We start from the raw sequence: 12,995 nt of genomic DNA on the forward strand, positions 1-12,995 counted from the left end.
CTGTCAATGGGCAGGAACCAGGGGGACGGTTCTCCTGGTGCCCTTTTGTGAAGTTGAACCGCTAGGAGCCACTACAACCGTCCAAGTCATCAATGGTGATATTGTTTAAACCAATCGACGAAGCGGGATAATCCTGTTTCTATAGTTGTGCCTGGGGAGAAGCCGGTAGCTTCCTGAAGGCTTGTAATGTCTGAGTAGGTTTCTTTGACGTCCCCCGGCTGCATCGGCAAAAAGACGATATTGGCCTTTTTATTCAGTAGTTTCTCAAGTGTTCTAATAAAATCTGCCAGTTTTACAGGATGGTGATTTCCAATATTATAAATTTTATAAGGTGCGAAGCTTGAATCCGGATTTGGATTAAATGAATTCCAGTTGTCATCCGGTTTCGGAGGAGAATCTAGCAAATGCAGGATTTCTTCTACGATATCATCAATGTACGTAAAGTCCCTGCTCATGTCCCCGTTATTAAATAACTGCAGTGGATTTCCTTCAATAATATCTCTGGTAAATGAGTAATAGGCCATATCCGGTCTGCCCCAAGGGCCATATACGGTAAAGAAGCGAAGGCCAGTAGTGGGTATATTGAACAAATGGCTGTAGGTATGGGCCATTAATTCATTGGCCTTTTTGGTAGCAGCATACATGTTCAATGGGTGGTCAGTGCTGTCCTGCGTCGAAAAGGGAATTTTTGTGTTGGCACCGTACACAGAGCTCGAAGAAGCATAGATTAAGTGCTCAACGGGAAAATGTCTGCATGCCTCCAAGATAGTAAGAAAACCATTGATGTTAGAAGAGACATAAGAGTGGGGATGGTCAATACTATATCGGACACCGGCCTGAGCAGCCAGGTGGATGACCAGTTTAATAGAATGGTTTCTAAAAAGGTCATGCAGATGGTCTTGATTAGCCAAATCTAGCTTATAGAATGCAAATTGAGGATTCTTTTCTAACAACAAAAGCCTTGCCCTCTTTAAGGAAACATCGTAGTAATCATTAAGGTTGTCGATACCAATCACCTGATGTCCTTCAAGCAATAGCCTTTGGCAAACATGAAATCCGATAAATCCCGCTGCTCCGGTTACTAATATGCTCATTTTCTTTTATCATGCCTTTTTTTATGGTTACGCTCTTTGTGCCGCCCTTGTTTTTTTGAAGCCTTTTCTTGAGAATATCCAGTGAAGGTTTTCCCTTGCTGCTCCCATCCTCTTGCAACCCCGATTATTCTGCGAGTCATATTCACCTTATCTCCATTTGTTAGAGGAATTGATTTTTTGGTCCATTCCTTATAAAGGTCCGGATTCATTGTCTTTACCTGTTCGAGGAACGAATGAAGAAACCCTCGCTCATGAAGATTTTGGAACAGCTCCAGAGGCCGTTCTTGTACTCGGGTGAAGGAGTAGACATGATCGATTAATTTAAATCCAGAATGGGTAATAATAATGTGTCTTAGCGGAGCATCGATTTGACTAAACCCGGATTTCTTCATGGCGATTAATAGATCGAGTAAGCGCCTGGTAATCTCCTCGGAAAGTTTGGATTGCTTCTTGAGATATGTGTTTAAGTCAGGACCCAGTAAGTATTCCATAACGGTATAATTGGGCCCGGTTTCATACACCTTCGGAATAAAGGGGAGCTTTTGCGATGACAATAAAACTTCCTGTTCCTGATCGGCGTTCTCTACTTTTCCATAAATTTTCACGCAAGTCTCCTCTGATATTCGGTAGACTGCTCCTTGATGCCCTTTGCCAATCAATGGCTGAGTGACAGCACTGTCAACCTTAACCGCCTCACCGGAACCGCCTGAGGTTACAGGGATATTACGATAATCTAACCGGTTTTCATGGAAATACTTCTCCCATTCAGCATACGTCTCTGGTTCCAATTTTCTAACTTGAGAAAGGAAAGAATCCTTTAATAACATCATGTTTAAATCTCGCAGCAACTTTAGCGGAACAGGGTGAACGCGCTTGAAGGCATTTACATGGTCAATTACTTTCAATTCTTCATTTTTCAATACAAAAATATGCCTTAACGGGGCATCACACATCGTGAAATTTGCTTCTTTCATTTTCCGTAAAATGGTCAGAAGGCTTCTAACAATCGATGGAGGAATATAGGTGCAGTTCCTCAAGTACTCCTTTAATGTCGGAGCTTGAAAGTATTCCATTACAACATAGTTCGAGCCTGTCTCATACACTCTTGGGAAGAAGGAGAGGTGTCTTCCAGCGTGTAGTGCTTTCGCTTCCATTTCCGCTTGCAGAGAATTGGTATAGATTTTTACACATATGTTATCTGAAAGTTTGAAAACAGCACCTTGGGCCCCCATACCAATTAAGGGATAATCGGTAGGGTTATCTATTAGCAGCGTTTTTTCTCCTTTGGTTACTACGATTGATTTAAAATCCTTCATCGCGCTCCCCCCAACAGTTCATCATAATACCTTGCTTGCAGCAAAAGCTGCTGCTGCATGTCAAATGCTTGTTCAATTTTTTGGCGGGCATGATAGACCAGTCCCGGCCAAAGATGTGTATTTGTTAACAGAAATTCCAGTCCCTCGGCCAGCTGTCCGATGTTGTTCTCCTGCACCAATACACCATTTCGTCCGTGATCAACAAGCTCCGGGATGCCTGCATGATAGGTTGATAGGACAGGGACGCCCGTAGCCATGGCTTCTTTTAATGTATTTGGAATCCCTTCAACATCTCCATTAGACGCCTCGAGACTAGCAGCACAAAACAAATCGGCACCTGCCATATAAGCTCTTACCATGTCTTTGGGAAGATGATTGAGTAAGCGAAAAGAATCACCCAAATTCAGTTGTGTGGCCAACGAGGTTAAGTAGTCCTGCATCTCGCCTTTTCCGATAATAGTCAGCGTGGCTTTCGGGAATTTATCGCGGATTTTACTGAAAGCCTGCATTAAAATATGGTGTCCTTTCTTTTCTACCAGCCTGCCAACAGATAAAATGTGTTGCGTATCACTTGTTTTCTGTGCCCTGTAGGTGTACTTGTTAAGATCCACCCCTCCGTATAGGACTTTAATTTTTTCAGGGGGGCAGCCCCAATCAATGATTCTATTTGCCAGGTATTGACATACAGGGTAAAATTGTTCGCCCTGCTCAAATAGCAGCCTCATATTTTCCAGATATGCAACTGGCTGATTGGCTAGGGTGGCATCTCTTCCTCGAATACTTGTGACAAGCGGAAGGTTTGTTTTCTCCTTAAATGGAAGCAGTAATATACCCAGCTGCCCATGATGGGCATGCAAGATGGAAATGTTGTTCTTCTTTACGAAATCCTTTGGTGAAAAGATTTCACTGAGGTAAACAACCTTTTCGTTAAGGAGCGAGAGGTCAGTCATGTACTTTGGCTGGCGAACCAGATGAATGTAATCATAGCTTGGAACCTCGCGAATCTGTGGGATATATTGGGTGGGATCCACCCTGAGATTTAGATGCATAACCGTACGCAATAAAAATCTTCTCCTTTCATAACGATGATCTTCTTGGTTCTCGGTTTCCTCATATACTATGAGGGAGAAACAAGCTTAGCTTGGATGAATCGGAAAAAAGAAAGTAGAGGATGGATATAAAAGATCAAAAATGGGCAATAAAAAGCCCGGCTGGATCCTAGAAACAGCCGGGCCTTTCAATATTTAGCGCTGTTTTGGTTGATGCGGGATACCAAAGAGTTGTGATTGATATCTGTTTACCAGTCCAATAGTCCGATTGCATCGATAAATACGATGATGATTGCAACCGGGATGACATATTTTAAAAGATAAAACCAAAGGGTAAAAAAGCCTTTGCGTAATGCTGAACCATGCCCCAATTCTATGAACAGAGCACTTTTGGATACCTTCCATGAGGTGAAGATGGAAATCAATAGTGCTCCCGTTGGCAGCAATACATTACTGACGGCAAAATCCATTAAATCAAAGATGGTTTTATCAAGCAGTTTGAAGTCTGCCAGCGTGCTATAGGACAAACATGCTGGTATGCCGACGATGAAGATGAGAATACCAATAATCCATGTAAACTGTTTTCTCTTATTGGTATCGTTTTTAGAGATTGTTGCGACAATGATTTCAATCATCGAAAATGCCGAAGTTAACGCCGCGAATAGGAACAAGACTAGAAATGCCAGGAAGAACAGCATTCCAAATGGCATCTGATTAAATACTGCCGGCAAGACTGCAAAAATGAGCACAGGTCCGGCATTCGGTTGAAGTCCAAACGAAAATACTCCCGGAAAAATCGCCAGCCCGGCAAGGAGGGCAATCACGATATTCATCACAATAATGGATAAGGCCGAGTTGACCAGATTTTGTGTCTTTGGCAGGTAAGAAGCATAAGTAACCATCACAGAAGCCCCTAAAGACAGTGTGAAAAAGGCCTGTCCGAGCGCATAAAGAACCGTTTTTGACGTTAATTTTTCAAAGTCGGGCAGCAGTAAAAACTCCACTCCCTTGATGGCATCGTCCAAACTAAGCGAGCGCCCGACCAGAATCAGGAACAGAATAAAGAGGGCGGGCATCATAATTTTGCTGGCTTGTTCAATTCCCTGCTGCACACCTTTTGCCACGACCACAATGGTCATTAGCATAAAGAGGAATTGGGCCAGCAAGGTTTTATAAGGATTGGAGATCATCGCACCAAATAATTCGCCATACTGATTTTGTGTCAGACCACTTAGCCCGCCAGCCATCGTTTGAAAAATATAAAGGATGATCCAGCCTCCTACAACGCTGTAAAAAGAAAGCAGGATAAAGCTGGTGATAACTCCAATGACGCCTGTCAGGTGCCAGCCTGAACCAGGGGCAAGGATTTTGTAGGTTGTAATCGCGTCAGCCTGCGCTTTGCGCCCAATTGTAAACTCAGCTAGCAGCAGCGGCAACCCCAAAACTAATGTAAAGAGTAAAAATATCAGGAAAAACGCTCCGCCGCCGCCGGTCCCAGCCACATAGGGGAACTTCCAAATGGCCCCCAAGCCAATCGCCGACCCGGCCGCAGCCAGAATAAAGCCTATTTTCGATTTCCATTGTTCTTGTTGTGCCATTCTTTGTTTCCTTTCTTGAACAGGGGATCGGTCTTTGTAAAGTATAGGAACTTTCCCTGTTTCTCAAACTATAATGTTTAATACTACCCGAAATGTGAAACTAATTCAGCTTTTTTCCGTATATTAATGTACAAGAACATAAGGAGAGATTTGTAATGTTTCTGGCAGAACTCCAGCAAGAGGAGAAACAAGCATTTCTTGAGTTGGCAGCAAGAATCGCGACCATTGATGGAAATGTATCGATATATGAAAGTTCTATACTTAACAAGTACAAAAAAGAAATGGGTTTGAAGAATTATAAACCAGAAGGCCGCTCAATGGAAGAAATCTTGAAGGTCTTCCAAACAAAACGCTCCCAAAATATCGTCCTGGCGGAGCTCTTTCAATTGATTTATTGTGATGGGGTGTTTCACGACCAGGAGAGTGAATCCATTCGCCTCATCAAGGAGCACTTTGGGTTTAATCCTGACGAATATGGGAGTTTCAAGGACTGGATTGAAAAGATAAGAGAATTATCTGTTTAAATTCGTACCCAGAGACATATTTATGAAAAAAATGGTTCGTACCTGCTTCCTTGACAAGCAGTAAGCTTCATGATAAAAACAAGTTTAGAGACGTTTTCAACTAAATGAATGGATTGTTACTGTTCGGCAGGCAAAACCTAAGTTTGAACAAGGATGGCATAAGTGTTATTCTTATTTCAAATTTTGGTTTTTTTTATGCTTTTTTTATTTTTTCAAATAATACATCAAGGACGAGTGGAAATGAAAATTGAGAAGGTATTAAACAATAATGTTGTCATTTCAAGAAATGAACAGAACCACGAAATCGTCGTCATGGGCAGGGGATTGGCTTTTCAAAAGAAGGTTGGCGAGGAGATCGATTCCGCAAAGATTGAGAAAACGTTTGTCTTGGAGAACCGTGGCATCACTGAAAAACTTGCCAAATTATTGAAGGATACCTCCGAGGTTTATTTGAATATTTCATCGAAAATTCTTGACTATGCCCAATCGCAGCTTCCTTATAAACTGGATGAATATCTGTATGTAGCATTGACCGACCACATCAGCTTTGCCATCAGCCGGCATAAGCAGGGGATTCATTTGAAAAATCCACTAGTCTGGGAAATTCGCAAGTACTATAAACCAGAATATCAAGTGGCTGTAAAAGCGGTTGATATTATTGAAGAGGATACGGGAATTCGATTAACAGAAGACGAGGCCGCATCGATTGCGCTGCATTTGGTTAACAGCCAGCTTTCAGGAGAAAACATGGCAGCCGCGATTCAAATCACCGAGATGGTCAATAATATTCTTAACATCGTTAAATATCATTTTAAAATGGAATTGGACGAGAACTCGATTAACTACGAACGATTTTTGACCCATCTCCGCTTCTTCGCGATTCGGTTTATCCGCAAGGAGAGGCTGGAGGAGTCGATTGATCAGTTTTTCTTTGAGCAGATACAACAAAAGTATCCTGAGGCCTACGCCTGCACGGAGAAAATTGCTACCTATTTGGAAAATCAATTTAACTGGAATATCACCAATGATGAAGAGATTTATCTAACTGTTCATATCCATCGGGTCACCAATCGCCAAAAATTAAAGCAAATGTCAGAGTAAATCCGAGTTGTCGAAAAAGGAATAAAGTCGTCGAAAAAAAGTGTTGACACCTTATGTAAGCGGTGTTAAAGTAAACGTATCAACTTCATATTGAACTTTCTAATAGGATTGTTACTGATTATGCAGGCAAAACCTAAATTGCAAACGCCATCTTTTGAGGCGCGCAATTTAGGTTTTTTTGTTTATCTGGCAGTCGAAGGCGGTTTCGATATGAAGCAACAGTATACAATTTAAGGAATGTTACCTTAAGTGGGCATAACCTGATCTGATCTCTCTGACACTACTTTCATGTGTGTCGTATGGATTGGCTCAGGTTTTTTATTTGGAAAAAACAAAAGGAAAGAAGGGTCAATAAATGAAATACGAACAGTTATCCAAAGACATCCTCGAAAGAGTCGGCGGAAAAGAAAACGTTAACAGTGTTGTTCACTGTGTGACTAGACTTCGGTTTAAACTAAAGGATGAAAGTGTTGCAAAGACTGAAGAAATTAAAGCATTAGATGGCGTTGTTACAGTCATGAAGAGTGGCGGACAGTATCAAGTTGTCATCGGAAACCATGTTCCAGATGTGTATGCGACTTTATTAAAAGTAGGTAATCTTGGTACAGTTAATGAAAGTAACGATTCCGGTAATGGTGAAAAATTAGGCTTAGGTGCAAGGTTCATTGACATGATTTCTGGTGTGTTCACACCAATACTAGGCGTTTTGGCAGCAACTGGTATGATTAAAGGTTTTGCTGCTTTAGTTCTGGCATTGGGTTGGATGGAAGCAACTTCAGGCACTTACCAGTTATTGAATATCGCAGGCGATGGTTTATTTAACTTCTTGCCAATCTTCTTAGGATATACAGCAATGAAGAAATTTGGCGGAACACCGTTTGTCGGGATGGCGATCGCTGCTGCCTTGGTACACCCTACATTGGCAACCTTAACGACTGGAGACGCTTCAAGTGTTCTGTTCAAAGGTACCATTTTTGAATCACCAATTCATATCACATTCTTGGGCATTCCTGTGATTTTAATGAGTTATGCATCAAGTGTTATTCCGATCATTCTTTCAACTTTTGTAGCTTCCAAAGTTGAAAAAGGGTTTAAGAAAATCATTCCAGATGTAGTAAAAACATTCCTGGTTCCATTCTTTACAATCCTAATTATGGTACCCTTGACATTCTTGGTAATTGGACCAATTTCCACTTGGGCAGGCAGCTTATTAGGTGCAGCAACAATTTGGATCTATGACTTAAGCCCGATGATTGCAGGTTTACTTATCGGCGGATTCTGGCAAATATTCGTTATGTTTGGTCTTCATTGGGGACTTGTTCCAATTGCAATCAACAACATTTCAACTTTAGGGTATGACCCAGTTTTAGCAACAACAGTTATGGTATGTTTCGCTCAAATCGGAGCAGTTTTAGCGGTTATGCTAAAAACTAAAGACAAAGGTTTAAAATCTCTTGGTATTCCAGCGTTTATCTCAGGTATTTTCGGTGTAACAGAGCCAGCTATCTATGGAGTAACATTGCCGCTTAAAAAGCCATTCATCATGAGTTGTATCGGTGGTGGAATCGGTGGAGCAATCATCGGTGCTACTGCGGGTAAATTGTGGATGTTTGGTGGAATGGGAGTGTTCGTTATCCCTACATTCATCAAACCAGGCTCACCACTTGGTATGGCTTTCTGGGGAGCTATCATCGCAATGGTTGTAGGTTTTGCAGTAGCATTTGTTTTAACATACCTGTTTGGTGGTTTAGGAAAAGAAGCACCGGCAGTTTCAGCACCTGAAAAGAAAAACGAAAAAACAACAGCAGCAACTGGTAAAAAAGAAGTTGTGGCAAGTCCGCTAACTGGCGAAGTAATAGTATTATCTGAAATCAAAGATGCAGCATTTGCATCTGGTGCACTGGGACAAGGTATAGCGATTGAACCATCTGAAGGTAAGTTATTCTCACCAGTATCCGGTACAGTTTCAGCGTTATTCCCAACCAAGCATGCCATCGGTATTACAACTGATGAGGGTGCAGAAATCTTAATCCATATCGGTATGGATACGGTTCAGCTGGAAGGCAAACATTTCACTGCCCATACTGAACAAGGTGCACGTGTTGAAAAAGGTCAATTATTAATCGAGTTTAATATTGCCGGTATTAAAGAAGCAGGTTTCCCAGTCACAACACCAATCGTTGTGACCAACCATACACAATATGAAATTGTTCAAGCATGTGAAAACACAGTAAAAGCTGGGGACGTTTTACTTGAAGTAAAGACAAAGTCAGTAGCTGTTTAATGAAGTAAAGTTTAAAGAACCACAGGGACGGTTCTCCTGGTTCCCTGCCTCACGCGGGGGCAGGGGCACCACCAGAACCGTCCCCCTGGTACCTACAAGAGGAGGAACTGAAAATGACACAAACTGATAAAAGATTTCCGGAGGGTTTTTTATGGGGAGGCGCTACTGCTGCGAACCAATTGGAAGGTGCTTATCTTGAGGGCGGTAAAGGGTTAAACTTAGCAGATGTGATGCCAGGCGGTAAAGTAAGATTGAAGGTTATTGGTGAACCTGGTTTTGACTATAAAATTAATAAAGAAAAATATGTATATCCAAACCATGATGGAATTGATTTTTATCACCGTTATAAAGAGGATATTGCTCTGTTTGCAGAAATGGGCTTTAAAACTTATCGCATGAGCATCGCATGGAGCCGTATTTTCCCGAATGGCGACGAACTTGAGCCAAATCAAGAAGGTCTAGCTTTCTATGACAGTGTGTTTGATGAATTGAAAAAATACGACATCGAACCTGTTGTCACCATTTCTCACTATGAAATTCCATTGCATTTAATCACAGAATATGGCGGCTGGCGCAACCGTAAAGTGATTGGCTTCTTCGATCGGTATGCAAGAACACTGTTTAATCATTACAAAGGAAAAGTGAAATATTGGCTGACTTTCAATGAAATCAATGGGGCAACACATATGCCGCTCTTAGGTCTTGGTTTCTCTCCTGAAACCAAGGAAACACAACTGCAAGACAGTTTCCAAGGTTTGCATCACCAATTCGTGGCAAGTGCCATGGCGGTGAAAGCGGCACATGAAATCATTCCAGGAAGCCAAGTCGGTTGTATGCTTATTTATGCGCCAACTTATTCTTATGATAGCAACCCTGAAAATGTGATGCATGCCCTGCAAGAACAACGCCTATTCAACAACTATTGTGGTGATGTGCAAGTAAGAGGGGCATACCCTGCGTTTGCTAAACGGTTCTGGAAGGAAAATGGCATTCAGTTAGATATTCAAGATGGCGATTTAGAAACCATTAGTGAAGGAACCGTTGATTTCATTTCATTTAGTTACTACATGTCCCGTACGGAGAAAAAGAACAAAACACCTGAAGAAATCGGTCAAGGTAATTTAATTGGCGGCGTTAAGAATCCATTCTTAAAGGCTAGTGATTGGGGATGGGAAATTGACCCGACAGGTCTTCGAATCGGCTTAAATCAACTTTATGACCGTTATCAAGTACCTTTATTCATCGTCGAAAATGGTTTGGGTGCTTATGATAAGGTGGAAGAAGACGGTTCTATCAATGATGACTATCGCATCGATTATGTAAGAGGCCACATTCAGGCAATGGCCGAAGCCATTGAAGATGGCGTTGAACTGATGGGCTACACACCTTGGGGCTGTATTGACTTGGTAAGTGCTTCTACTGGCGAAATGTCCAAGCGCTACGGCTTCATCTACGTCGACAAGCATGACGATGGCAGCGGTACATTGGAGCGCAGTCGCAAAAAATCTTTCTTCTGGTATAAAAACGTTATTGCCACTAACGGTGAAGAACTATAAGATTGCTAAAAAAGGAAAGCTCGAGAATGAGAGCTTTCCTTTTCTTTTGGTATTCTCGATTCCGTGAGGACAAATTTTATGAAACATGATTCTTTTGGCTCATATTTTGAGACAGAAGATCGAATTTTTAAAAATCAATAGAAAAAGACACCAAAATCAAATGGTGTCTTTTCTTTGTATTGGGACAATTAGTGCGTCATGCAGCTGAATTTACCCATCCTCTTCTGAATATGCTTCGGTTGTTTTTGTGTCCCTGCACTCCCAGCACTCGGCTCTGTTCCTTTCCATTATTGATAATTCTGTTCCGCAAGAAATGCAGAAGTCCATGTGAAAAGTCCCCCCTTCTTTGGTAAAAATGTAATGGATTATATATGTATGCGACAATGTTGTCAGATATTTCTCCAAAAGTTCGACAATCCCTATTTGCAGGCGGGGAGCAGCCAGCTTGTTAAAGTGTTCAGTAAATAGCATAATAATACTAAGAACAGTTGGAGGGGGAATGAACATGGACTTAGGGCTAACAGGAAAATCAGCTATCATCACCGGCTCAAGCAGAGGAATCGGCTTGGAAACTGCCCTTCATTTAGTAGAAGAAGGGGTACAGGTTACTATTTGCGCAAGAAATGAAGACCGTTTAAAGGAAGCAGCAGCTTATATTTTTGAAAAAACAGCTAAAGAGGTTTTATACATAGTCGCAGATGTCACAAAGGAAGAAGACTGCAAAAAGTTAATCGAGGCCACCGTCGGAAAATATGGACGACTGGACATTCTGGTTAACAACGCCGGCACGTCTCAAGCCCACCCATTTGAAAAAGTGGATGGCGACCTTTGGCAGCAGGACCTTGATTTGAAATTATTTGGTGCCATCCATTGCTCCCGCAATGCCGTTCCATACATAAGGCAGTCAGGGGGCGGAGCAATCGTGAATGTGACCGCAATCAGTGGAAAGACACCGCCGGCATCTTCAGTGCCAACTTCGGTAAGCCGGGCTGCAGGACTGGCCCTGACAAAGGCAATGAGCAAGGACCTAGGTAAGGACAATATTCGCGTCAATGCTGTCTGCATCGGTCTGATACGCAGCGAGCAGATTGAGAAAATGTGGAAACGCCAGGCTCCGGAATCATCCTGGGAGGAGTTCTCTAAAATGGAACGTGGGATTCCGCTTGGCCGGATCGGAAACACTGAAGAGGCAGCAAAAGTGATATCGTTCCTTGTTTCAGATGCGGCATCCTATGTAACTGGGACCGCAGTGAACATTGATGGGGGATTGGCGGGAACGTTATAACCATATCGACCTGCATGAAAAAAACAGACTCCTGAGCAGAGTCTGTTTTTTAAATATATCTTAAGCTAATCTCATCTTAAAATCTTGATAGCCGAATTCACGGACTACTTTGCAATCGCCGTCTTTGCCTTTAACAGCAATCGCTGGTAACGGCATGCCGTTAAAGGTTGTGTTTTTGACCATCGTATAAATCGCCATATCACCAAATACTAAGCGATCACCGCTCTTTAATGGCTGATCAAAAGAGTAATCGCCGATGACATCTCCTGTAAGACAGGTCTGTCCGCCAAGTCGATACGTATATGGCTTTTCGCCAGCTTCGCCTGATCCAAATAGAGGAGGACGATAAGGCATTTCCAATACGTCAGGCATGTGGCAGGTTGCAGAAGTGTCAAGAATCGCAATCTCTATTCCGTTTTCATGTAAATCAAGTACGGATGTAATCAGATAACCTGCATTAAGAGCGATTGCTTCTCCAGGCTCTAGATATACTTCTAAACCGTACTTTTCTTGCATTCTCTTAATACATGCTTCTAGTCTATGAATATCGTAATCTTCTCTTGTGATATGATGACCGCCGCCAAAATTAATCCATTCCATTTGCGGAAGCCACTCGCCAAACTTTTCTTCAACTGCATTTAGAGTCGTTTCTAAATCGTCTGAGTTCTGCTGGCAAAGGGTATGGAAATGCAGGCCAGTAACACCATCAAGCAATTCTGGACGGAAGTGATCTCTCTTAACACCGAATCTGGAACCAGGCGAACATGGATCATAGATGGCGTGTCCGATTTGGGTTGAGCGTTCCGGATTAATACGCAAGCCCACTTTTCTGCCCGCTTTTAGCGCTTTATCTTTAAACTTTTCCAACTGTGAGAAGGAATTGAAGATGATATGATCACAAATCGAGATAATTTCATCTATTTCATCGTCACGATAGGCAGGGGCAAAGACATGATTCTCTTTGCCCATTTCTTCGTAACCTAGTTTTGCTTCATACAATCCACTTGCTGTCGTACCGCTTAAATATTGTCCAATGAGGGGATACATTGTTGTCATCGAAAAAGCTTTTTGTGCTAAAACAATCTTAGCTCCCGTGCGCTGCATAACACCGTTAAGGATTTTTAGATTTTTTTCAATAAGCTCTTCATCGACTACATAACACGGTGTTGGTAATTCTTCGAACCGCAT

Annotated in this window: 10 protein-coding genes; 5 read left to right on the forward strand and 5 right to left on the reverse strand. The window is 42.1% G+C overall.

The window, feature by feature from the left end; all coding sequences use genetic code 11:
* Positions 1–89 precede the first annotated feature (89 nt).
* The 4 genes from ACZ43M_RS02860 to ACZ43M_RS02875 all read right to left on the reverse strand — a co-directional run bounded on the left by ACZ43M_RS02860 (position 90) and on the right by ACZ43M_RS02875 (position 5,057).
* Positions 90–1,094 (reverse strand): NAD-dependent epimerase, encoded by a 1,005-nt coding sequence (locus ACZ43M_RS02860; RefSeq protein WP_464505980.1) that lies wholly within the window; start codon positions 1,092–1,094, stop codon positions 90–92.
* Positions 1,091–2,410, reverse strand: a complete 1,320-nt coding sequence (locus ACZ43M_RS02865) for a hypothetical protein (RefSeq protein WP_464505981.1) — start codon at positions 2,408–2,410, stop codon at positions 1,091–1,093. The genes ACZ43M_RS02860 and ACZ43M_RS02865 overlap by 4 nt, the downstream gene beginning before the upstream one ends.
* Positions 2,407–3,471 (reverse strand): glycosyltransferase, encoded by a 1,065-nt coding sequence (locus ACZ43M_RS02870; RefSeq protein WP_464505982.1) that lies wholly within the window; start codon positions 3,469–3,471, stop codon positions 2,407–2,409. The genes ACZ43M_RS02865 and ACZ43M_RS02870 overlap by 4 nt, the downstream gene beginning before the upstream one ends.
* A gap of 236 nt (positions 3,472–3,707) precedes the next feature.
* A complete protein-coding gene (locus ACZ43M_RS02875) occupies positions 3,708–5,057 on the reverse strand; it encodes a sodium-dependent transporter (protein WP_464505983.1) in 1,350 nt (449 codons plus the stop codon).
* A gap of 155 nt (positions 5,058–5,212) precedes the next feature.
* Here ACZ43M_RS02875 and ACZ43M_RS02880 point away from each other — a divergent pair, with 155 nt between their 5' ends.
* From ACZ43M_RS02880 to ACZ43M_RS02900, 5 genes are all read left to right on the forward strand, one after another.
* The gene (locus ACZ43M_RS02880; protein ID WP_464505984.1) at positions 5,213–5,581 is read left to right on the forward strand and encodes a hypothetical protein; all 369 of its coding nucleotides are present in this window, start codon (positions 5,213–5,215) and stop codon (positions 5,579–5,581) included.
* A gap of 240 nt (positions 5,582–5,821) precedes the next feature.
* The gene (licT, locus tag ACZ43M_RS02885; RefSeq protein WP_464505985.1) at positions 5,822–6,682 is read left to right on the forward strand and encodes a BglG family transcription antiterminator LicT; all 861 of its coding nucleotides are present in this window, start codon (positions 5,822–5,824) and stop codon (positions 6,680–6,682) included.
* 355 nt (positions 6,683–7,037) lie between these two features.
* A complete protein-coding gene (locus ACZ43M_RS02890) occupies positions 7,038–8,966 on the forward strand; it encodes a beta-glucoside-specific PTS transporter subunit IIABC (RefSeq protein ID WP_464505986.1) in 1,929 nt (642 codons plus the stop codon).
* A 113-nt stretch (positions 8,967–9,079) separates the two neighbouring features.
* Positions 9,080–10,522 (forward strand): 6-phospho-beta-glucosidase, encoded by a 1,443-nt coding sequence (locus ACZ43M_RS02895; RefSeq protein WP_464505987.1) that lies wholly within the window; start codon positions 9,080–9,082, stop codon positions 10,520–10,522.
* Positions 10,523–11,027: 505 nt separating this feature from the next.
* Positions 11,028–11,807: an SDR family NAD(P)-dependent oxidoreductase gene (locus ACZ43M_RS02900; protein WP_464505988.1), complete on the forward strand. Its 780-nt coding sequence runs from the start codon at positions 11,028–11,030 to the stop codon at positions 11,805–11,807.
* 60 nt (positions 11,808–11,867) lie between these two features.
* Here ACZ43M_RS02900 and nspC read toward each other — a convergent pair whose 3' ends face one another.
* Complete coding sequence (nspC, locus tag ACZ43M_RS02905) at positions 11,868–12,995, reverse strand: carboxynorspermidine decarboxylase (protein WP_464505989.1); 1,128 nt, start codon at positions 12,993–12,995, stop codon at positions 11,868–11,870.

This window comes from Neobacillus sp. B24, assembly GCF_055381825.1.